The organism is Cellulosimicrobium sp. I38E, assembly GCF_001647255.1.
Classification (GTDB): Bacteria; Actinomycetota; Actinomycetes; order Actinomycetales; family Cellulomonadaceae; genus Cellulosimicrobium; species Cellulosimicrobium cellulans_E.
On sequence record NZ_LUAZ01000083.1, the window covers coordinates 14818 to 36094 of the forward strand.

General features: G+C 73.4%; 17 protein-coding genes. 12 read left to right on the forward strand and 5 right to left on the reverse strand.

Annotated features, from left to right (window positions below):
* The first annotated feature begins 42 nt into the window (after window positions 1-42).
* From aceB to allB, 7 genes are all read left to right on the forward strand, one after another.
* Window positions 43-1689, forward strand: a complete 1647-nt coding sequence (aceB, locus tag A0J59_RS19650; RefSeq protein ID WP_064317207.1) for a malate synthase A — start codon at window positions 43-45, stop codon at window positions 1687-1689.
* Window positions 1689-3059, forward strand: a complete 1371-nt coding sequence (locus A0J59_RS19655; protein ID WP_156533202.1) for an aldolase/citrate lyase family protein — start codon at window positions 1689-1691, stop codon at window positions 3057-3059. The genes aceB and A0J59_RS19655 overlap by 1 nt, the downstream gene beginning before the upstream one ends.
* A gap of 95 nt (window positions 3060-3154) precedes the next feature.
* Window positions 3155-3985 carry a bifunctional allantoicase/(S)-ureidoglycine aminohydrolase gene (locus A0J59_RS19660; protein WP_064317208.1) on the forward strand — a complete coding sequence of 277 codons (831 nt, stop codon included), beginning with the start codon at window positions 3155-3157 and terminating at the stop codon, window positions 3983-3985.
* Window positions 3986-4187: 202 nt separating this feature from the next.
* Window positions 4188-4994, forward strand: a complete 807-nt coding sequence (locus A0J59_RS19665; RefSeq protein WP_064317209.1) for a hydroxypyruvate isomerase family protein — start codon at window positions 4188-4190, stop codon at window positions 4992-4994.
* A 62-nt stretch (window positions 4995-5056) separates the two neighbouring features.
* The gene (locus A0J59_RS19670; RefSeq protein ID WP_064317210.1) at window positions 5057-5941 is read left to right on the forward strand and encodes a 2-hydroxy-3-oxopropionate reductase; all 885 of its coding nucleotides are present in this window, start codon (window positions 5057-5059) and stop codon (window positions 5939-5941) included.
* Window positions 5942-5984: 43 nt separating this feature from the next.
* Entirely contained in the window at window positions 5985-7760 is a 1776-nt protein-coding gene (gcl, locus tag A0J59_RS19675) for a glyoxylate carboligase (protein WP_064317211.1), read from the forward strand.
* A gap of 42 nt (window positions 7761-7802) precedes the next feature.
* Window positions 7803-9167, forward strand: a complete 1365-nt coding sequence (gene allB, locus A0J59_RS19680; protein ID WP_064317250.1) for an allantoinase AllB — start codon at window positions 7803-7805, stop codon at window positions 9165-9167.
* Window positions 9168-9329: 162 nt separating this feature from the next.
* Here the strand turns inward: allB and A0J59_RS19685 are convergent, their stop codons facing one another.
* The 3 genes from A0J59_RS19685 to A0J59_RS19695 form a co-directional block, all read right to left on the reverse strand.
* Window positions 9330-9818, reverse strand: a complete 489-nt coding sequence (locus A0J59_RS19685; protein ID WP_053371409.1) for an SRPBCC family protein — start codon at window positions 9816-9818, stop codon at window positions 9330-9332.
* Window positions 9815-10183, reverse strand: coding sequence for a helix-turn-helix transcriptional regulator (locus tag A0J59_RS19690; protein ID WP_047232516.1), 369 nt, complete (start codon window positions 10181-10183; stop codon window positions 9815-9817). Before A0J59_RS19690 ends, A0J59_RS19685 begins: the two co-directional genes overlap by 4 nt.
* Before the next feature lie 108 nt (window positions 10184-10291).
* A complete protein-coding gene (locus A0J59_RS19695; protein ID WP_064317212.1) occupies window positions 10292-11671 on the reverse strand; it encodes a deoxyribodipyrimidine photo-lyase in 1380 nt (459 codons plus the stop codon).
* Window positions 11672-11722: 51 nt separating this feature from the next.
* Here A0J59_RS19695 and A0J59_RS19700 point away from each other — a divergent pair, with 51 nt between their 5' ends.
* Window positions 11723-13354: a peptide MFS transporter gene (locus tag A0J59_RS19700; protein ID WP_082141150.1), complete on the forward strand. Its 1632-nt coding sequence runs from the start codon at window positions 11723-11725 to the stop codon at window positions 13352-13354.
* A 93-nt stretch (window positions 13355-13447) separates the two neighbouring features.
* Here A0J59_RS19700 and A0J59_RS19705 read toward each other — a convergent pair whose 3' ends face one another.
* On the reverse strand, window positions 13448-14053 hold the full coding sequence (locus A0J59_RS19705; RefSeq protein WP_064317213.1) for a hypothetical protein: 606 nt from the start codon (window positions 14051-14053) through the stop codon (window positions 13448-13450).
* 319 nt (window positions 14054-14372) lie between these two features.
* On the opposite strand from A0J59_RS19705, the gene ilvD (A0J59_RS19710) reads away from it, so the two are divergent.
* The 4 genes from ilvD (A0J59_RS19710) to A0J59_RS19725 all read left to right on the forward strand — a co-directional run bounded on the left by ilvD (A0J59_RS19710) (window position 14373) and on the right by A0J59_RS19725 (window position 19831).
* Entirely contained in the window at window positions 14373-16238 is a 1866-nt protein-coding gene (gene ilvD / locus A0J59_RS19710; RefSeq protein ID WP_047232519.1) for a dihydroxy-acid dehydratase, read from the forward strand.
* A gap of 216 nt (window positions 16239-16454) precedes the next feature.
* A complete protein-coding gene (gene ilvD / locus A0J59_RS19715) occupies window positions 16455-18173 on the forward strand; it encodes a dihydroxy-acid dehydratase (RefSeq protein WP_064317214.1) in 1719 nt (572 codons plus the stop codon).
* A gap of 80 nt (window positions 18174-18253) precedes the next feature.
* Window positions 18254-18928 carry a 4a-hydroxytetrahydrobiopterin dehydratase gene (locus A0J59_RS19720; RefSeq protein WP_053371412.1) on the forward strand — a complete coding sequence of 225 codons (675 nt, stop codon included), beginning with the start codon at window positions 18254-18256 and terminating at the stop codon, window positions 18926-18928.
* An 81-nt stretch (window positions 18929-19009) separates the two neighbouring features.
* Window positions 19010-19831 (forward strand): hypothetical protein, encoded by an 822-nt coding sequence (locus A0J59_RS19725; protein ID WP_156533204.1) that lies wholly within the window; start codon window positions 19010-19012, stop codon window positions 19829-19831.
* A gap of 38 nt (window positions 19832-19869) precedes the next feature.
* On the opposite strand, the gene A0J59_RS19730 is transcribed toward A0J59_RS19725, so the two are convergent.
* Entirely contained in the window at window positions 19870-21189 is a 1320-nt protein-coding gene (locus tag A0J59_RS19730; protein WP_255365374.1) for a cytochrome P450, read from the reverse strand.
* Window positions 21190-21277 lie beyond the last annotated feature (88 nt).

Genomic DNA, 21277 nt, shown 5'->3' on the forward strand with positions numbered 1-21277 from the left:
CGCACCGTCGTCAGCCCGGCCGCCCCGCAGAAAGGACACACCATGACCACCACCACGGCCGTCGCCGTCCACGGACCCGCCGTCGAGCGGTCCGACGAGATCCTCACCCCGGACGCGCTCGACTTCGTCGCGGGGCTCCAGCGCCGGTTCGGCGGACGCCGCGACGAGCTCCTCGCCGCTCGCGCCGCGCGGCGCGAGGAGGTCGCCCGCACCGGTCGTCTCGACTTCCTGCCCGAGACCGCCGACGTGCGCGCGGGGGAGTGGACGGTCGCCGGCGCGCCCGCCGACCTCCGGGACCGCCGCGTCGAGATCACCGGGCCTCCGACGCCGAAGATGGCGATCAACGCGCTCAACTCGGGCGCGAAGGTATGGCTCGCGGACCTCGAGGACGCGTCGACGCCGCACTGGGCCAACGTCGTCGGGGGCCAGGTCGCCCTGCACGACGCCACGCGCCGCACGCTCGCGTTCACCTCGCCGGAGGGCAAGCAGTACGCGCTGCGCCCCGAGGCCGACGGCGACGCGCTCGCCGTCATGGTCGTGCGACCGCGCGGGTGGCACTTCGACGAGGTGCACCTGACGGTGGACGGGACGCCCGCCGTCGGCGCGCTCGTCGACTTCGGCCTGCACTTCTTCCACAACGCCGCGGAGCTCCTCGCGCGCGGCTCGGGCCCGTACTACTACCTGCCGAAGATGGAGTCGCACCTCGAGGCGCGCCTGTGGGACGAGGTCTTCACGTACGCGCAGGAGGCGCTCGGGATCCCGCACGGGACGATCCGCGCGACGGTGCTCATCGAGACCATCCCGGCCGCGTTCGAGATGGACGAGATCCTCTACGAGCTCCGCGACCACGCGTCGGGGCTCAACGCGGGCCGCTGGGACTACCTGTTCTCCGTCATCAAGTACTTCCGCGACTCGGGCCCGTCGTTCACGCTGCCCGACCGCGGCGCGATCACCATGACCGCGCCCTTCATGCGCGCGTACACCGAGCTGCTCGTCCAGACGTGCCACAAGCGTGGGGCGTTCGCGATGGGCGGCATGGCCGCGGTCATCCCGAACCGTCGCGAGCCCGAGGTCACGGCCCAGGCGTTCGACAAGGTGCGCGCCGACAAGCAGCGCGAGGCCGGGGACGGGTTCGACGGCTCGTGGGTCGCGCACCCGGACCTCGTGCCCGTGTGCCGCGAGGTGTTCGACGGCGTGCTCGGCGACCGGCCCAACCAGCTCGACCGACAGCGCCCCGAGGTCCACGTCACGGCCGACCAGCTCCTCGACGTGTCGTCGGCGCAGGGCGACGTCACCGAGGCCGGGCTGCGCAACAACCTCTACGTGTCCGTCGCGTACGTCGCGGCGTGGCTCGCGGGCAACGGCGCGGTCGCGATCCACAACCTCATGGAGGACGCCGCGACCGCGGAGATCTCGCGGTCGCAGGTGTGGCAGTGGGTGCGCTCGGGCGCGTCGTTCACCGCGGGCGAGAGCGCGGGCACGACGGTCACCGCGGACCTGGTCCGCACGCTCCTGCGCGAGGAGACCGCGCGGCTGCGCGACGACGTCGGGCACGAGGCGTACGACGCCGGTCCCTACGACCGGGCCGCCGCGCTCGTCGAGGACATCGCGCTCAACGAGCACTACGTCGACTTCCTCACGCTCCCGGCGTACGAGGACGTCGTCGCGCACGAGCAGGACGCCTCCTGATGCCGGCGGGGTTTCCCGAGGGTTCGGGCTCGGCGTCGCGGCGGGCCTTCAGCGAGCAGGGCGTCGCCGCGCTGCACGCGACGCTCGACGGTCTGCTCGCGCCGTGGGACGCGGAGCTCGAGGCGCGGTACCCGGGCGACGACGGCTCGCGCCAGCCCGTGCACACCGTCTACGTGCCGGGGGACCGGTACACCGCGGGCCTCGTGCCCGAGTGGGCGGCCCGGGCGCGCGAGGCGGTCGACGCGGCGGGCGGCGGGGCCGAGGGGGTACGCCGCCTCGTCGACCTGCTCGGGATCGGTGCGGAGGCCGGGGGCGACCTCGCCGACGCCGTGGCCGAGCGCGTGCGCGCCAAGCTCGCCGTCGAGGCGATCGAGGACCTGCGGATCGACTTCGAGGACGGGTTCGGTGACCGCGGCGACGCGGCCGAGGACGCCGCGGTCGCGGCGGCCGCGCGCGAGCTCGCTCGCGCCGAGGCGCAGGGCACGGCGACGCCGTTGAGCGGGATCCGCATCAAGTGCCTCGAGGCCGCGACGCGCCGGCGCGGCGTGCGCACGCTCGCGCTGTTCGTCGCGGAGCTCGTCGCGGCCCGCGCCGCCCAGGGCCAGACGGGCCTGCCCGACGGCTTCGTCGTCACGCTCGCCAAGGTCACCGCGCCGCAGCAGGTCGAGGCGATGGCGGTCGCGTGCGAGCGCGTCGAGCAGGCGAACGACCTGGAGCCGGGCAGCCTGCGGTTCGAGGTGCAGGTCGAGACGCCGCAGGCGCTGCTCGCGGCGGACGGCACGGCGACCGTGGCGCGGCTCGTGCACGCGGCGCCCGGGCGGGTCACCGCGCTGCACTACGGCACGTACGACTTCTCGGCGTCGCTCGGCATCGCGGCGGCGTACCAGTCGATGGAGCACCCCGCGGCCGACCACGCGAAGTCGGTCATGCAGCTCGCCGTCGCGGGCACGGGCGTGCGCCTGTCGGACGGCTCGACGAACGTGCTCCCCGTCGGCGACCCGCAGGCCGTCGACGCGGCGTGGCGCCTGCACGGGCGGCTCGTGCGCCGCTCGCTCGAGCGCGGCTACTACCAGGGCTGGGACCTGCACCCCGCGCAGCTCCCGAGCCGGTTCGCGGCGACGTACGCGTTCTACCGCGAGGGCGCGGCGTCGGCGCTCGCGCGCCTCGCGGCGTACGTCGGGTTCGTGCCCGACGCCGGCGGCGTGCTCGACGAGCCCGCCACGGCCAAGGCGATGGCCTGGTTCCTCGGGCGCGGCGTCGACTGCGGCGCGCTCACCGAGGCCGAGGTCCGCGCCGCGACCGGTCTCGACCGCGCCGGGCTCGACGCCGTCCGCGTCTCGGGGCACGCCCCGCAGCCCGTCGCGGGCTGACCGACGCCCTCCGCACCGTCCCGTCCACCCCGCCCCGTCCAGCCCGCCGCGACCGACCGTCGTCGGCCCGGGCCATCATCTCGAGGAGTGAACCCATGACCCAGACCACCCCCTACTACACCCCGCAGGGTGGCCTGCCCGGGCAGACCGAGCTGCTCACCGACCGCGCGATCGTCACCGAGGCCTACACGGTGATCCCGCGCGGCGTGCTGCGCGACATCGTCACGAGCAACCTGCCGGGCTGGGAGACGACCCGGCTGTGGGTGCTCGCCCGGCCGATCGAGGGTTTCGCGACGACGTTCGCGCAGTACGTCATGGAGGTCTCGCCCGGCGGCGGGTCGGACCAGGGCGAGGACGAGGAGACGGTGCAGTCCGTCGTCTTCGTCACCGAGGGCACGCTCGTGCTCACGCTCGCCGGGGTCGAGCACGTGCTCGAGCCGGGCGGGTACGCGTACCTGGCGGCGGGGGAGCGGTGGGCGCTGCACAACCGGTCGGACGCCAAGGCGGCGTTCCAGTGGATCCGCAAGGTGTACGAGCCGATCCCGGGTCACACCGCGACGTCGTTCGTCACGCGGGAGCAGGACGTCGAGCCGCGCGCGATGCCGGACACCGACGGCGTCTGGGTGACCACGCGGTTCGTCGACCCCGACGACCTCGCGCACGACATGCACGTCAACATCGTGACGTTCCAGCCCGGCGGGTCCATCCCGTTCGCGGAGACGCACATCATGGAGCACGGCCTGTACGTCCTCGAGGGCAAGGCCGTCTACCGCCTCAACGGCGACTGGGTCGAGGTCCAGGAGGGCGACTTCATGTGGCTCCGGGCGTTCTGCCCGCAGGCCTGCTACGCGGGCGGCCCCAAGCCGTTCCGCTACCTGCTCTACAAGGACGTGAACCGGCAGGTCAAGCTCGACCGCCGCCGCTGACGCAGCACCCGGTTGTGGGCATGGAAAGGGCCCGGTTCCGCACGCGGAACCGGGCCCTCTCCATGCCCACAACCGGACGGAGTGCCGCGCCGGCTGTTGACGCTCCGCCGTGGGCGTGCCTACACTTCCATACAGCAGAAGAAAAGTTCCGCAGAATGGAATCGCAAGGTAGCGAGACGCGGACGGACCCAGGGAGACGACGATGAGCCCCGCACCGACGTACACCGTCAACTGCTCGATCCTGCTCACGGACCTGCCGCTGCTCGAGCGGCCGGCCGCCGCGGCGGCCGCGGGCTTTCGCGGCGTCGAGTTCTGGTGGCCGTTCGCGTCGCCCACGCCGGCGCAGGACGAGGTCGACGCGTTCGTCGGTGCGATCGAGGCGGCGGGCGTCCAGCTCACGGGCCTCAACTTCGACGCCGGCAACATGCCCGGCGGCGACCGCGGCCTCGTGTCGTGGCCCGCGCGCTCGGCCGACCTGCGCGCGAACCTGGACGTCGTCACCACGATCGGCGAGCGCACCGGCTGTCGCGCGTTCAACGCCCTCTACGGCAACCGCCAGGAGGGCGAGACGCCCGAGGCGCAGGACGCGCTGGGGGCCGAGAACCTCGCGCTCGCCGCCCGGGCCGTCGGGCGCATCGGGGGCACGGTGCTCGTCGAGCCCGTGAGCGGCGCCCCGGCCTACCCGCTCAAGACCGCCGCCGACGCCGTGCGCGTCATCGACCGGGTCGCGGCCGACCACGGCGAGACGAACCTGGGTCTCCTGTTCGACGTCTACCACCTGTCCGTCAACGGCGACGACGTCGACGCGGCGCTCTCGACCTACCGCGGGCGCATCGCCCACGTGCAGATCGCCGACGCCCCCGGGCGCGGCGAGCCCGGCACGGGCGACCTGCCGATCGACCGCTGGACCAAGGAGCTGCGGACCGGCGGCTACGACGGCTGGATCGGCCTCGAGTACAAGACGGAGGCCGCCGACCCGTTCGCGTGGCTCCCGGCTGCCGAGCGCTGACCTTCCGCGGTCGTCCGCCCCCGACACAGACCCCCGACCCGAACCACCCAGAGGAGCACACCATGGCCTCCATCGCCTTCATCGGACTCGGCATCATGGGCAGCCCCATGGCCGTCCACCTGCAGGACGCCGGGCACGACGTCGCGGGCTACAACCGCAGCCCCGAGAAGACCGCGCCGCTCGTCGCGGCCGGCGGTCGCGCGGCGGAGTCGGTCGCCGACGCCGTCTCCGGCGCCGACGTCGTCGCGATCATGGTCCCCGACTCGCCCGACGTCGAGGCCGTCCTCACCGGCGACGACGGCGTCCTCGCGAACGCCAAGCCCGGCGCGCTCGTCATCGACTTCTCCTCGATCCGTCCCGACGTCACGGTCGCGCTCGCGCGGCAGGCGACGGACGCGGGACTGCGCATCGTGGACGCGCCCGTCTCGGGCGGTGAGCCCGGCGCGATCAACGCCGCGCTGTCGATCATGGTCGGCGGCACGCCCGAGGACTTCGAGGCGGCCAAGCCGTTCCTCGACGTCGTCGGCAAGACGGTCGTGCACGTGGGCCCGAACGGTTCCGGGCAGACCGTCAAGGCCGCGAACCAGCTCATCGTCGCCGCGAACATCCAGGCACTGGCCGAGGCGATCGTGTTCCTCGAGGCGTACGGCGTCGACACCGAGGCCGCGATCGAGGTCCTCGGCGGCGGGCTCGCGGGCTCGGCCGTGCTGAACCAGAAGGCGCGCAAGATGCGCGACCGCGACTTCGGCCCCGGCTTCCGGATCGAGCTCCACCACAAGGACCTCGGCATCGTCACCGCCGCGGCCCGCGAGGCGGGCGTCGTCGCGCCGCTCGGCGGCCTCGTCGCCCAGCTCATGGCCTCCGCCCGCGCGAACGGCGACGGCGGCCTCGACCACTCCGGCCTGTTCTGCGGCGTCGAGCGCCTGTCCGGCCGCGACGGCTCCTGACCTTCCCCTGACGACGACGTCACCTCCAGCAAGGAGAGAAACCATGCCTCGTATGCGTGCGGTGGACGCCGCAGTGGCGATCCTCGAGATCGAGGGCGCGACCCAGGCGTTCGGCCTGCCCGGCGCCGCCATCAACCCCTTCTACTCCGCGATGCGCGCGCACGGCGGCATCGACCACGTGCTCGCCCGCCACGTCGAGGGCGCGTCGCACATGGCCGACGGCTACTCCCGCGCGAAGCCGGGGAACATCGGCATCTGCATCGGCACGTCGGGCCCCGCGGGCACCGACATGATCACCGGCCTCTACGCTGCGTGGGCCGACTCGATCCCGATGCTCTGCATCACGGGCCAGGCGCCGGTCGCCAAGCTCGACAAGGAGGACTTCCAGGCCGTCGACATCGCGAGCATCGCCGCTCCGGTGACCAAGCTGGCCAAGACCGTCCTCGAGGCCGGGCAGGTGCCGCAGGTCTTCCAGCAGGCGTTCCACCTCATGCGCTCGGGCCGCCCGGGCCCGGTGCTCATCGACCTGCCGATCGACGTGCAGCTCGCGGAGATCGAGTTCGACCCGGCGACGTACCAGCCGTTGCCCGTGCACCGCCCGACGGCGACGCGCGCGCAGGCGGAGAAGGCGATCGACCTGCTGCTCGCGGCCGGGCGCCCCCTGCTGATCGCGGGCGGCGGCATCGTCAACGCGGGCGGCGAGGACCTGCTCGTCGAGCTCGCCGAGACGCTGGGCGTGCCGGTGATCCCGACGCTCATGGGCTGGGGCGTCATCCCCGACGACCACGCGCTCATGGCGGGCATGGCCGGGCTCCAGACGTCGCACCGCTACGGCAACGCGAACCTGCTCGCCTCGGACTTCGTGCTCGGGATCGGCAACCGCTGGGCCAACCGTCACACGGGCGGCCTCGACACGTACCGCGCGGGCCGCACCTTCGTCCACGTCGACATCGAGCCGACGCAGATCGGGCGCGTGTTCGCGCCCGACTACGGCATCGTCTCCGACGCGAGGGCCGCCCTCGAGCTGTTCGTCGAGGTCGCACGCGAGCGCCGCGACGCCGGGCAGGCGCGCGACTACTCCGGCTGGGCCGCCGAGTGCGCCGAGCGCAAGCGCACGCTCCAGCGCAAGACGCACTTCACCGAGATCCCCATCAAGCCGCAGCGCGTGTACGAGGAGATGAACAAGGCGTTCGGCCCCGAGACCCGCTACGTCACGACGATCGGCCTCTCGCAGATCGCCGGCGCGCAGTTCCTCCACGTGTACAAGCCGCGGCACTGGATCAACGCCGGCCAGGCGGGCCCGCTCGGCTGGACCGGGCCGGCGGCGCTCGGCGTCGCGAAGGCCGTGCCGGACGAGCCGGTCGTCGCGCTCTCGGGCGACTACGACTTCCAGTTCATGATCGAGGAGCTCGCCGTCGGCGCGCAGTTCAACCTGCCGTACGTGCACGTCGTCGTGAACAACTCCTACCTCGGCCTCATCCGGCAGTCGCAGCGCGCGTTCGACATGGACTACCACGTCCAGCTGTCGTTCGAGAACATCAACTCGCCCGAGGTGGGCGGCTACGGCGTCGACCACGTCAAGGTGGCCGAGGGCCTGGGCTGCAAGGCGATCCGCGTGACCGACCCCGACGAGCTCGGCGACGCGTTCGCCAAGGCGCAGGGCATGGCCGCCGAGTTCCGCGTGCCGGTCGTGGTCGAGGTCATCCTCGAGCGCGTGACGAACATCGCGATGGGCGTCGAGCTCACGGGGGTCAACGAGTTCGAGGACCTCGCGATCTCGGCCGACGACGCGCCGACCGCCGTCGCGCTGCTCGACTGAGCGTGCCGCACCGGAGGAGCAGACGACATGGAGGAGGACGCGATGAGCGCGGGTGAGGTGAGCGGTCGCGAGCACGAGTACGACCTCGTCGTGCGGGGCGAGCGCGTGCTCGTCGCGTCGGGCGAGCAGCCGCGCGAGGTCGGGGTCAGCGGGGGAGTGGTCCGGGCGATCGAGCCCCTGGGCGCGGGGCTCGACGGCGCACGCGTCGTCGAGCTGGAGCCGCACCAGGTGCTGGTCCCCGGCCTCGTGGACACGCACGTGCACGTCAACGAGCCCGGGCGCACCGAGTGGGAGGGGTTCGCGTCCGCGACGCGGGCCGCCGCCGCGGGCGGCGTGACGACGATCGTCGACATGCCGCTCAACTCGATCCCGCCGACGGTCGACGTAGAGGCGCTCGAGACCAAGCAGAAGGTCGCGCGCGACCAGGCGTTCGTCGACGTCGGGTTCTGGGGCGGCGCCGTGCCCGGCAACGCGGACGAGCTGCGGCCCCTGTGGGACGCGGGCGTGTTCGGCTTCAAGTGCTTCCTGCTGCACTCGGGCGTCGAGGAGTTCGGGTACCTCGAGCCCGACGAGCTCGAGGCCGACCTGCGCCTGCTGGCCGACTTCGACGGGCTCATGCTCGTGCACGCCGAGGACTCGCGCGCGATCGAGCGGGCGCCCACCCCGCACGGCGACCACTACGACACCTTCCTCGCGTCGCGCCCGCGCGGCGCGGAGAACGTCGCGATCGCCGCGGTGATCGAGGCGGCGCGCTGGACCGGGGCGCGCGCGCACGTGCTGCACCTGTCGAGCTCGGACGCGCTGCCGATGATCCGGAGCGCGAAGCGCGAGGGCGTGCGGCTCACGGTCGAGACGTGCCCGCACTACCTGGCGCTCGCGGCCGAGGAGATCCCGGACGGCGCGACGCAGTTCAAGTGCTGCCCGCCCATCCGGGAGATCGACAACCGCGAGCTCCTCTGGGAGGGCCTGCTCGACGGGACGATCGACTGCATCGTCTCCGACCACTCCCCGAGCACGCCCGACCTCAAGGACCTCGAAACCGGGGACTTCGGGACGGCCTGGGGCGGCGTCTCGTCGCTCCAGCTCGGGCTCGCGATCGTGTGGACCGAGGCCCGGACACGGGGCGTGCCGTTCGCGCGCGTCGTCGAGTGGATGTCGTCCCGCCCGGCCGGCATCGCGGGGCTCCAGCGCAAGGGCTCGATCGCGCTCGGGTTCGACGCCGACCTCGCGGTCGTCGAGCCGGACACGGCGTTCGTCGTCGACCCGAAGGCGTTGCACCACAAGAACCCCATCACGCCGTACGCCGACCGCGCGCTCTCGGGCGCCGTCGTCGCGACGTACCTGCGGGGCGAGGAGATCGCGTTCGACCGCCCCACGGGCCGCCTCCTCGCGCGCGGCGAGGCGTGAGGGGCTGAAGACTCCCGTGCCCGACCGCGGGGGTCGGGCACGGGAAGCTCACGAGGCGCGCCGCGGTCCGGGTCGACGAGGGCACGGGCCGGTGGCACGCCTGGGGCGGCACCGCTGGTGGGTGCCGCCCCGATCTCGCTCGGCTGGATGCGGGTGTGCGGGTCAGGACTCCGCGAGGAGCTCGTCGAGCTGCTCGTAGCCCTCGCGGACGCCGACCTCCATGCCGCTCGCGACGAAGCTGTCGCGACCCTCGATCGAGTCGACGAGCGACGTCGCGGTGAGGCGGCTGCGGCCGTCGGGCAGGTCCTCGAACACGAGGCGGTCCAGCGAGACGCCGTCGGGGAACCCCTCGTAGGTGAACGTCTGGACGATGAGCTCGTCCGGGCGCACCTCGTGGACGCTGCCGAAGAACGCGTACTCGTTGCCGTCGGGGTCCACCTGGACGTAGCGGTAGGCGCCGCCCGTGCGCACGTCCCAGTGCTCGTTGCGCTGGGAGAGGTAGCGCGGGCCGTTCCAGCGCGCGAACAGCTCCGGGTCGAGGTGGGCGCGGAAGACCTTCGCCGCGGGCGCGTCGAACTCGCGCACGATGCGGACGATCGGGAGGTCCTTCGGGACGACGATCTCGGTCTCGTGGGTGCCGGTGGTGGTCATGGTGCTGCTCCTGTCGTCGGGTCGTTCTCGGGTGCGGCCGCCGGGTCGGGCAGGTCGCGCAGGACGTCGTCGAGGCGGCGGTAGCGGTCCTCCGCCTCGCGCCGGTAGCGCTCGATCCACTTCGTCATGAGGTCGAAGACCTCCGCCTCGAGGTGCACGGGGGCGCGTCGGGCGTCCGTCGTGCGGGTCACCAGGCCGGAGTCCTCGAGCACGCGCAGGTGCTTGGACACCGCCTGGACGGACATGTCGTACGGCCGGGCGAGCTCGCCCACGCTGGCGTCACCCGACGCGAGCCGGGCCACCATGTCGCGGCGCGTGGGGTCGGCCAGCGCCGAGAACACGCGGGAGAGCGGGTCGGCCGTCACGGGACCTCCTCGTCGGACGCCGTGAGCGGCGCCCCGTCGTCAACTGTTTGGTTGACTATGACGTTACGCCGGTGCTCGTTCGTCGTCAACCATCAGGTTGAGAAAATCTCAACGGCGCCGTGCGCGCTCGAAGTCGTCCAGCGCGACCGTCCGCTCGACGGCGTGGTCGACGATCCGCTCGGGGTACCCCACAGGCTGCTCGCGCAGCTTCCACGGCTCGTGGACCGCCCGGCCCTCGACGCCCCGCAGCTCCGGCACCCAGCGGCGCACGTAGGCGCCGTCGGGGTCGAACTTCTTGCCCTGCGTGACGGGGTTGAAGATGCGGAAGTACGGCGCGGCGTCCCGGCCCGTCCCGGCCACCCACTGCCAGTTGAGCTGGTTCTGCGAGACGTCGCCGTCCGCGAGGTGCGCCATGAAGTGCGCCGCGCCGCGCTGCCACCGCACGTGCAGGTCCTTGACGAGGAACGACGCGACCACCATCCGCACGCGGTTGTGCATCCACCCCTCGCCGAGGAGCTGGCGCATGCCGGCGTCGACGAGCGGGTAGCCGGTACGCCCGGCCGCCCAGGCCGCGAGGTACCGGTCCTCGTCCGCCCCGGTCGCCCACGCGTCGTCGGGCACGACCGTGCGCAGCGACCGCCGCGCGGCCCCCGGGTGGTGGAACAGGACGTCCGCGTGGAACTCGCGCCACGCGAGCTCCGACCGGTAGGCGAGGGCGTCGTCGGACGGCGTAAGCCCGCCGTGCAGCGCGTTCCGCACGTCGGCGAGGAGGGTCCGCGGGTGGAGCTCGCCCCACTTGAGCGGGACGGACATGCCCGACGTCGCGGGCCGGTCCGGCCGGTCGCGCTCGGTCGCGTAGCCCGCGAGGTGGTCCGTCAGGAAGTCCCGCCACCGGCGGCGTGCGGCCGCCTCGCCCGCGGGAGGGAGCCGGGCGTCGGTCCCCGGGTCGTCCGGGACGCCGTCGGACCGCAGCGACGCCCACGGCGCGTCGCGCGGGCGCGGCACCGGGTCGCGCCACCCGTGCGTGACCCACGCGTCGCGGAACGGCGTGAAGACCTGGAACGGGGTCCCGGTGCGCGTGAGCACGCGCCCCGGTGCGACGGCGTAGGGCGAGCCGGTGCGCACGAGGCGCGCGCCGCCGTCGGTCAGCGCCTGCTCGACCGCCTCGTCCCGCGCGACACCGTAGGGCTCGTACGCCCCCGCGACGTGCACCTCCTCGGCGCTCACCTCGCGTGCGAGCGCGGGCACGACCGCGCGCGGGTCGCCGTGCCGGACGACGAGCCTGCCGCCCGTCGCCTCGTCGAGCGCGGCGAGGCTCCGCGCGAGATAGGCGCGGCGCGGGCCGCCTGCGGCGCCCCAGAGGCGCGGGTCGAGCACGTAGAGCGCGACGACGTCGTCGCCGGCCTCCCGGGCGGTCTCGACGGCCGCTGCGAGGGCCGGGTTGTCGGCGAGGCGCAGGTCGCGGCGGCACCACCAGAGCGTCGGCATCCGGCCACGCTAACGGTCGCCTGCCGCGCACGCCGGTGGGAGCATCGCAGGATGGACGGTGACGACCCGCAGGGGAAGGACGACGCCCGGCGCCGCGCGCTCGGTCGCGAGGCGCGCACCGAGCCGGACCCGGGCGCACCACCCCTCGGTTCGGGTACCGCGGCCGGTGTCGGGGCGGCCGAGGGGCCGGCGGCCGGGGCGATCGAGGGGGACCACGCGTTCTTCGGGCACCCGCGCGGCCTGCTGACGCTCTTCACCACGGAGCTGTGGGAGCGGTTCAGCTACTACGGGATGCGCGCGATCCTGCTGTTCTACCTCACGGACACCGTGGCGAACGGCGGTCTCGGCATCGACGAGACGACCGGGCTCGCGCTCGTCTCGATCTACGGCACGAGCGTGTACCTGCTCTCGGTCGTCGGCGGCTGGCTCGCGGACCGCGTGATCGGCTCGCGGCGCTCGGTCCTGTACGGCGGGATCATCATCGCGGCCGGGCACGTGAGCCTGACGGTCCCCGGCACGGGCTTCTCGATGGCCGGCATCGCGATGGTCGCGCTCGGGACCGGCCTGCTCAAGCCCAACGTGTCCTCGATGGTCGGCGAGCTCTACGCGCGCGACGACCCGCGCCGCGACTCGGGGTTCTCCATCTTCTACATGGGCATCAACCTCGGGTCGTTCATCGCGCCGTTCCTCGTCGGGGCGGCGCGCGCCTGGGGCGGCTACCACGCCGGGTTCGCCGTGGCGGCGGTCGGCATGGCCGTCGCGCTCGTGTTCTTCGTCGCCGGCCGCCGCTACCTCGGCGAGGCGGGCGCGCACGTGCCCAACCCCGTGCGCCCCGAGGAGCGGGCGAAGATCGCGCGCATCTTCCTGCTCATCGCCGCGGGCGTCGTGCTCGTGGGGCTGATCGCGGTCCTGGTGGCCGGCGGCTTCGACATCTCGACGTTCATCGACACGATGTCCTACCTGGCGTTCCTCGCGCCGATCGCGTACTTCATCGTCATGTACCGCTCGCCGCGCGTGACCGACGCCGAGCGGCCCCGCGTCATCGCGTACATCCCGCTGTTCGTCGCGGCGATGCTCTTCTGGATGATCTTCGAGCAGGCCGCGACGACGCTCTCGGCGTTCGCCAAGGACCGGACGGACCTCACGTTCTTCGGGGTCGGCATCAGCCCCGAGTTCTTCCAGTCGGTCAACCCGCTGTCGATCATCGTCCTCGCGCCGGTGTTCGCGTGGATCTGGCTCAAGACCGGCGACCGCCCGACGACGGCCAACAAGTTCGCGATCGGCCTCACGCTCGCGTCGGTCTCGTTCCTCTTCCTCGCCGTCGCGTCCGCGGTCGTCGGCGACGGCAAGGCGCCGTCGTGGGTGCTCGTGCTCGTCTACGTGATCCAGACGCTCGGCGAGCTGTGCCTCTCGCCGGTCGGCCTCGCCGCGACGACGTTGCTCGCGCCCAAGGCGTTCCGCTCCCAGGCGATGGCCCTGTGGTTCCTCGCGCCCGCGGCCGGGCAGGCCATCACGGCGCAGGTCGTGCAGGTCACCGAGGGGGCGTCGGACACCGCGTACTTCGGCAGCATCGGCGCCGTGACGCTCGTGTTCGCGCTCGCGCTGTTCGCGCTCGCGCCATGGGTCACGCGGCACATCCGGCACGCCGACGAGCTCGAGGGCGCGCACACCGCCGGGGCCTGACGGGGCAGCGGTTCCGACGTGCGCACCGCGACCCGGGGCGCGCGAGGCCGCGCCGTTGCGACCTCGCGCGGTTCCGGGCCCGGCGTCCTGCTGTCAGCGCAGCCAGGGCGCCCGGCGGACCAGGGGCAGCGCGGCCCAGCGACGTCCGAGCCCCCAGGTGTCGCCCGCGAGCGTCGTCGCGAGGACGACGAGGAGCAGCACCACGAGGACGTGCTGGTCGACGACCGGGTTGTTCGACCCGGCCGTGAGCGGCCACTGCGAGAGCCAGAGCATCCCGAAGAGCAGCGCGCCGCTCACCGCGGCCACGCGCAGGCCGATCCCGAGCAGGAGCGCGAGCCCCACGCCGAGCAGCCCGAGCATGAAGAGCCAGTCGGTGACCGGGCCGGCCATCGCGGTGAACGTCCCCGCGAGCGGGCCCTGGACCCCGTGCTCGAGGTAGCCCTGCGCCGGGGCGGCGCCCGCGAGCCACGCGCGCTCGCGCGGCGTCGCGTAGCCGAGGCCGACGAGCTTGTCGGCGAAGGGCCAGAGGAAGACGACGGCGCCGCCGAGACGGGCGAGCGCGAGGGCGTGCCGGGCGGAGGAGCGCGTGACGACGGCGTCCTGGGTGACGAGGCCGGGCGCCGCCGGGGCGGTGGCGCCGGGAGCGGCCCCGGATGACGCGTCGGGCGGTGAGGTCGTGCGCGTGGTGGACGTGAACATGAGGTGCCCCCTCGGGAACGGGATCTGAGGATCGGTCGGTGCCGGGACCAGGCCTGCTGCACCTGCGCGGTGTCGCTCTCCGTCGAGGCGTCGCCGAGCGCCCTGGCCGTGCCGTGCTCGTCCACGGTGGCAGGACGACCTGCGGCGGTTCAACCCTTACGTAACGTTTAGGTGGAGATCCCTCAGTGGGTAGGGACTCCGCGTACGTAGCCCGACGACCACGAGACGGACGCCCGGTTCGTCCGGTCGCCGGCAGGCGTAATGTGACCCGGCGGCCGGAGGATCGGCCGCGGCCACCCGTCGAAGGAGCTGAACCGACATGAGCCGCCCCCTGCGCTCCCGGACGTCCACCCACGGCCGCAACATGGCCGGCGCCCGCGCCCTCTGGCGCGCGACCGGCATGGGCTCGGAGGACTTCGGCAAGCCGATCATCGCGATCGCGAACTCGTACACGCAGTTCGTCCCCGGCCACGTCCACCTCAAGGACATGGGCGACCTCGTCGCGTCGGCGATCCGCGAGGCCGGTGGCGTCTCCAAGGAGTTCAACACGATCGCCGTCGACGACGGCATCGCGATGGGCCACGGCGGCATGCTCTACTCGCTGCCGAGCCGCGACCTCATCGCCGACTCGGTCGAGTACATGGTCAACGCGCACTGCGCCGACGCGCTCGTGTGCATCTCGAACTGCGACAAGATCACGCCCGGCATGCTCAACGCGGCCCTGCGGCTCAACATCCCGGTGATCTTCGTGTCCGGCGGCCCCATGGAGGCCGGCAAGGCGGTCATCGCCGACGGCGTCGCCAAGACCCCCCTCAACCTCGTCAACGCGATCAACTACTCGGCGGACGACGACGTGTCCGACGCCGCGCTCGCGCAGGTCGAGGAGAACGCGTGCCCCACGTGCGGGTCGTGCTCGGGCATGTTCACCGCGAACTCCATGAACTGCCTCACCGAGGCGCTCGGCCTGTCGCTGCCGGGCAACGGCTCGACCCTCGCCACGCACGCCGCGCGCAAGGAGCTCTTCCTCGAGGCCGGCCGCACGATCGTCGACCTCGCCAAGCGCTACTACGAGGACGAGGACGACTCCGTCGCGCCGCGCTCGATCGCGACCAAGGCCGCGTTCTCCAACGCCATGGCGCTCGACGTCGCCATGGGCGGCTCGACCAACACCGTGCTGCACATCCTCGCCGCGGCGCAGGAGGGCGAGGTCGACTTCGACCTCACCGACATCGAGCGCATCAGCCGCCAGGTGCCGTGCCTGTCCAAGGTCGCGCCGAACCACCCGAACTTCCACATGGAGGACGTGCACCGCGCCGGCGGCATCCCCGCCCTCCTCGGCGAGCTCGACCGCGCGGGCCTGCTCGACCACGACGTCACGAGCGTCCACACGCCGACGCTGCGCGCCTGGCTCGACGACTGGGACGTCCGGGGCGGCAAGGCGACCGAGCGGGCGATCGAGCTGTTCCACGCGGCGCCCGGGGGAGTGCGCACCACGCAGGCGTTCTCGACGTCGAACCGCTGGGAGTCGCTCGACACCGACGCCGCGAACGGCTGCATCCGCGACCTCGAGCACGCGTACACCGTCGAGGGCGGCCTCGCCGTGCTGCGCGGCAACCTCGCCGAGGACGGTGCCGTGTTCAAGACGGCCGGGGTCGACCCGGACGTCTTCCACTTCGTCGGCAAGGCGCTCGTCTGCGAGTCGCAGGACGAGGCGGTCGAGAAGATCCTCACCAAGCAGGTCGAGCCGGGGCACGTCGTCGTCGTGCGCTACGAGGGTCCCGCGGGCGGCCCGGGCATGCAGGAGATGCTGTACCCGACGTCGTTCATCAAGGGTCGCGGGCTCGGCAAGGTGACCGCGCTCATCACCGACGGCCGCTTCTCCGGCGGGTCGTCGGGCATCTCCGTCGGCCACGTCTCGCCCGAGGCCGCCGCGGGCGGCGTCATCGGCCTCGTCGAGGACGGTGACGAGATCGAGATCGACGTCGACACGCGCCTCATCCGCCTCAACGTCCCGGACGACGTGCTCGCCGAGCGTCGCGCCAAGATGGAGGCGCGCGAGAACCCGTGGCAGCCGGTCGACCGCGACCGGTACGTCTCGCCGGCCCTCCAGGCGTACGCCGCCATGGCGACGTCCGCCGACCGCGGCGCCGTCCGCGACGTGTCGCTCATCAAGCGCAGCCGCTGACCCCGACGACGACGGGCCCGCACCTCGTGAGGTGCGGGCCCGTCGTCGTGCTCGGGTCTCATGCCCGCGTGGTCGGGTCCGCGGCGGGGGCACCACCACCCACCCCGACCACCCAGGGCGACCAGACCGGCGTCGGGCAGGAAACGACCACGGTTCTACCTCGGCCGACCGCGGTTCTACCTCGCCGGGGCGCGGGTGGGTTCCTAGAGTGGGGGCATGACTGGGCAGACCCCGCGCACGGACGCCGGACCCGACCTCAAGCCTCGTTCCCGCCAGGTCACGGACGGCCTGGAGGCGACGGCGTCGCGCGGGATGCTGCGCGCCGTCGGCATGGGAGACGAGGACTTCGCCAAGCCGCAGATCGGCATCGCGAGCTCGTGGAACGAGATCACGCCGTGCAACCTGTCGCTCGACCGGCTCGCGCAGGGCGCCAAGGAGGGCGTGCACGCGGGCGGCGGGTACCCGCTCCAATTCGGGACGATCTCCGTCTCGGACGGGATCTCCATGGGCCACGAGGGGATGCACTTCTCGCTCGTGAGCCGCGACATCATCGCGGACTCGGTCGAGACGGTCGTCCAGGCGGAGCGCCTCGACGGGACGGTCCTGCTCGCCGGGTGCGACAAGTCCCTCCCGGGGATGCTCATGGCCGCCGCACGGCTCGACCTCGCGAGCGTGTTCCTCTACGCGGGCTCGATCATGCCGGGCTGGGTCAAGTTCTCCGACGGCACGGAGAAGGACGTCACGCTCATCGACGCGTTCGAGGCGGTCGGCGCGTGCGCGCGCGGGCTCATGAGCCGCGAGGACGTGGACCGCATCGAGCGCGCGATCTGTCCCGGCGAGGGCGCGTGCGGCGGCATGTACACGGCGAACACGATGGCGTCGGTCGCGGAGGCGATGGGCATGTCGCTGCCGGGGTCGGCGGCACCGCCGTCGGCGGACCGACGCCGGGACGCGTTCGCGCACCGCTCGGGCGAGGCCGTCGTCAACCTGCTGCGGCTCGGGATCACCGCGCGCGACATCATGACCAAGGAGGCGTTCGAGAACGCGATCGCCGTCGTCATGGCGTTCGGCGGGTCCACCAACGCGGTGCTGCACCTGCTCGCCATCGCGCACGAGGCCGAGGTCGACCTCACGCTCGCCGACTTCGACCGCGTCGCGAGCCGCGTGCCGCACCTCGGCGACCTCAAGCCGTTCGGGCGCTACGTGATGAACGACGTCGACCGCATCGGCGGCGTGCCGGTCGTCATGAAGGCCCTGCTCGACGCCGGGCTGCTGCACGGCGACGCGCTCACCGTCACGGGCCGCACGGTCGCGGAGAACCTCGCCGACATCGACCCGCCCGACCCGGACGGCAAGATCCTGCGGGCCCTCGACAACCCGATCCACCACACGGGCGGCATCACGATCCTGCACGGGTCGCTCGCGCCCGAGGGAGCCGTCGTGAAGTCCGCCGGGTTCGACGAGGACGTGTTCGAGGGCACCGCGCGCGTCTTCGAGCGCGAGCGCGCGGCGCTCGACGCCCTGGAGGACGGCACGATCACCGACGGGGACGTCGTCGTCATCCGGTACGAGGGCCCCAAGGGCGGTCCGGGGATGCGCGAGATGCTCGCGATCACGGGCGCCATCAAGGGCGCCGGGCTCGGCAAGACCGTCCTGCTGCTGACCGACGGCCGGTTCTCCGGCGGGACGACCGGCCTGTGCGTGGGGCACGTCGCGCCTGAGGCGGTCGACGGCGGCCCCATCGCGTTCGTGCGCGACGGCGACCCGATCCGGCTGGACGTCGCGAACAAGACGCTCGACCTGCTCGTCGACGCCGACACGCTCGCCGCCCGCCGCGACGGGTGGGCGCCGCTGCCCCCGACGTTCACGCGCGGGGTGCTCGCGAAGTACGCGAAGCTCGTCCAGTCCGCGTCGCGCGGCGCGATCCTCGAGTGACCCCGGGGCGCGCGGGCGGGGGAGGGGCGCACTAGCGTGGTGTCGCACCCCGCCGCAGCGACGCCGACCGGAGGACCGCCATGACCGAGACCGCCGACGACCGCATCACCGCGCGGCAGTTCCACGACAGCGACGGCGTCGAGGACTGGCGGGTCATCCTCAGGACGGTGCAGACGCTGTTCCGCACGGGCTCGTTCACCGCGGGGGTGGAGCTGGTCGACGCGATCGGCGAGCTCGCCGAGGCGGCGAACCACCACCCGGACGTGGACCTGCGCTACGGGACCGTGACGGTCCGGCTGACCTCGCACGACGTCGGAGGCGTCAGCGCGCGCGACGTCGCGCTCGCCCGGCAGATCTCCGCCGCGGCGCGGGAGCTCGACCTCGTCGCGGACCCGACGGCGGTGCAGGACCTCGAGATCGCGATCGACACGCTCGTCGGGACGGCGGTGCAGCCGTTCTGGCGGGCGGTCCTCGGGTTCGACGAGGGCTCCCCGGAGCTGCCCGCACCCGAGCTCCGGGACCCGACGACCCATGCCCCCGCGTTCTGGTTCCAGCAGATGGACGCGCCGCGCGAGCAGCGCAACCGGATCCACGTGGACGTGACGGTGCCGCACGACGTCGCCGAGGCGCGCGTGACGGCCGCCATCGCCGCGGGCGGGCACCTCGTGTCCGACCGCCGCGCGCCCGCCTTCTGGGTCCTGGCCGACGCCGAGGGCAACGAGGCGTGCGTGTGCACGTGGCAGTCGCGCGACTGACGACTTGCTGAGGCGCGACCGGGTCTCGACTGGTGTGAGACGGGTGAGGGCGGTGCGCTCGTGGCCTGCGACGCTGGTCCCATGACAGCCCGTCCCGCGAGGTCCCCGCGTCGTCGTCGCCCGATCGCGCCGTCGGTCGTGCCTGTGCTCGTCGCCGCTGCCTGTGTCGTCGCGCTCGGAGCGTGCTCGACCGCCACGGAGCCGGGGCCCGGGTCGACGACGTCGGCCGACGCGCCGAGCCCGTCGGTCACCGACGACGCGACGGACGTGGCCGACGAGCCGTCGGAGGACCCGACCGACGAGGCCGCCGACCCGCTCGCCGACCGACCGACCGAGCCTCCGGCGCAGGCGGTCGAGGCGGGCACGGTCGCGGCAGGCTCGCCTGCCGCGGCGACCGGCACGGGGAGCGCGACGGTGTCGTTCGTGCGCGACGGCGACTTCGCCGTCGTCGTGCACCTCGACTGCGGCGAGTGCGCCGACACTCGGGCGTTCATGGCGCCCACGGGCGTCACCCCGTACCCCGGCACGCTCGGCGAGGCGACCGGCTCGTACCTCATGGACGTGTTCGAGGACTCCGCGCCGCAGCAGTCGATCTGGCTCGAGACGCCGGGTGAGTGGTCGGTGCGGTTCGAGAGCTGGAACGACCTCCCGCCCGTCACCGGAGCGCGGTCGGGCACGGGGTCGACGGTCCTGCGGCTGGACGGCACGGCGTCGAGCTCTGAGGTGTCGTGGGCCCCTGCCGGGCCGGAGGACTCGTTCCAGGGCCGGTACTTCGGCGTCACGCGCGAGGCGTCGCGCGTGTTCGGCGACACCGAGGCGTTCACCGAGACGTTCGACCTCGTGCTGCCCGGCGTCCTGGCCGTGAAGACCGCGGGCACCTGGAGCGTGACCCCGCAGGGCTGACGACCAGCGCCGGGCGTCGCGGCTCGGGCCGCGCCGCGTCAGGCGCGTGCGACGACGAGCTCGTCGTACCCCGGTACGAGCACGCGCCGCTTGGCCCGGCGGGACACGATCTGCAGGGGTACGCCGTCGTCCCACAGCGCGTGCAGCAGCGCGGCGATCTCGGCGCGCGCGAGCGCCGCCCCGAGGCACAGGTGACGACCCGCGCCGAACCAGAGCTGCCGGGTCTCGCGCACGTAGGGGCGGTCGGCGCGGAACGGTCCGGCGGCGACGTTCGCGGCCCACGTGAGGATCATGACGCGCTCCCCGGCGCGCAGCGTGCGGCCGGCGACCTCGACTTCCGCGGAGACCCCGCGGCCGATGACCGACGCCGGGCTGGTCACGCGCAGCCCCTCGCGCACGGCGTTCTCGACGACGTCGGGCTCGCCCGCGGCGCGCTCGACGGGGTGCGCGCGCTCGTCGGCCATGAGCCGCAGCAGGCGGTGCTGCTCGCCCGTGTCGATCAGGAGCGCCGTGGTGCGGGCCATCGCGGACGCCGACGTCTCGGTGCCCGCCACCATGAGCAGGCTCGCGAGCCCTGTGGTCTCCTCCAGCCCGAGGCCGAGCTCGCGGCACCGGCCGAGCAGACGGTCGGCGGGGGCGTGCCGCCACCCGTCGGGCACGCCCCGGGTCAGCTCGGCGACGATCTCCTGCGCCGCCGCGACCTGCTCCGGCGAGAGGTACGTCGAGCCCGCGCTGCCGAGCGCGATCGACGCGAGGCGCTCGCCCGTCGCGAAGGCCACGAGCGCGTCGTCGTCGCCGGGGACGACGGCGCTCGCGCCGTCGGGAGCGGCGCTCCCGCCGAGGGTCGGGATGCCGAGCAGGGAGATCATCATCCGCCCCACGAGCACGCGGGCGAGCCGGCCCACGTCGACCGTCCCGCCCGCCGCGAGGGTCCGGCGAGCGTCGTCGAGCGCCACGGACCACGCGCCGTCGACGAGCGCCGCCGCGCTCGCCTCCGTGAAGAGCTCGCGCGAGCGCGTGCGCAGGTCGTGGTGGCCCGGGCCGTCGAACAGGTCGAGGACCCAGTCGCCGAGGATCTGCGCCCACAGGTGCCCGACCCCGCCTTCGCCGACGATCGTGAAGTGCCGGTGGTCGGTGAGGATGCGCCGCCCGACGGTCGGGTCCGCGGTCACCCAGCCCAGCCCGGGCACCTTCCGCAGGCCGCCGCCCTCGCGCGCTCCGGCGAGCGCTCCGCCCGCGAGCAGGACGCCGGCCATCGCGGGCCGCGCAGCGGCGAGCACCTGCAGCTCGCGCCGGGTCGTGGGCAGGGCGCGGCGTCGCTCGCGGGTGGTCACCGGCGCGGTCGTGGTCGCAGTCACCGGGTCAGTGTGGCGCACGCCGAGCCCGCCCGGGGGCGCGCACCGCGATCTGCGGATGGGCAGTTCACCCCATCGGATCCTGTGGACG

Coding starts and splice junctions, on each gene's coding strand:
- allB (WP_064317250.1), top strand. CDS start 7,803: ATGAGCGCGGGTGAGGTGAGCGGTCGCGAGCACGAGTACGACCTCGTC.
- A0J59_RS19700 (WP_082141150.1), top strand. CDS start 11,723: ATGGACGGTGACGACCCGCAGGGGAAGGACGACGCCCGGCGCCGCGCG.
- gcl (WP_064317211.1), top strand. CDS start 5,985: ATGCCTCGTATGCGTGCGGTGGACGCCGCAGTGGCGATCCTCGAGATC.
- A0J59_RS19685 (WP_053371409.1), bottom strand. CDS start 9,818: ATGACCACCACCGGCACCCACGAGACCGAGATCGTCGTCCCGAAGGAC.
- A0J59_RS19670 (WP_064317210.1), top strand. CDS start 5,057: ATGGCCTCCATCGCCTTCATCGGACTCGGCATCATGGGCAGCCCCATG.
- ilvD (WP_047232519.1), top strand. CDS start 14,373: ATGAGCCGCCCCCTGCGCTCCCGGACGTCCACCCACGGCCGCAACATG.
- A0J59_RS19660 (WP_064317208.1), top strand. CDS start 3,155: ATGACCCAGACCACCCCCTACTACACCCCGCAGGGTGGCCTGCCCGGG.
- aceB (WP_064317207.1), top strand. CDS start 43: ATGACCACCACCACGGCCGTCGCCGTCCACGGACCCGCCGTCGAGCGG.
- A0J59_RS19665 (WP_064317209.1), top strand. CDS start 4,188: ATGAGCCCCGCACCGACGTACACCGTCAACTGCTCGATCCTGCTCACG.
- ilvD (WP_064317214.1), top strand. CDS start 16,455: ATGACTGGGCAGACCCCGCGCACGGACGCCGGACCCGACCTCAAGCCT.
- A0J59_RS19695 (WP_064317212.1), bottom strand. CDS start 11,671: ATGCCGACGCTCTGGTGGTGCCGCCGCGACCTGCGCCTCGCCGACAAC.
- A0J59_RS19725 (WP_156533204.1), top strand. CDS start 19,010: ATGACAGCCCGTCCCGCGAGGTCCCCGCGTCGTCGTCGCCCGATCGCG.
- A0J59_RS19705 (WP_064317213.1), bottom strand. CDS start 14,053: ATGTTCACGTCCACCACGCGCACGACCTCACCGCCCGACGCGTCATCC.
- A0J59_RS19655 (WP_156533202.1), top strand. CDS start 1,689: ATGCCGGCGGGGTTTCCCGAGGGTTCGGGCTCGGCGTCGCGGCGGGCC.
- A0J59_RS19720 (WP_053371412.1), top strand. CDS start 18,254: ATGACCGAGACCGCCGACGACCGCATCACCGCGCGGCAGTTCCACGAC.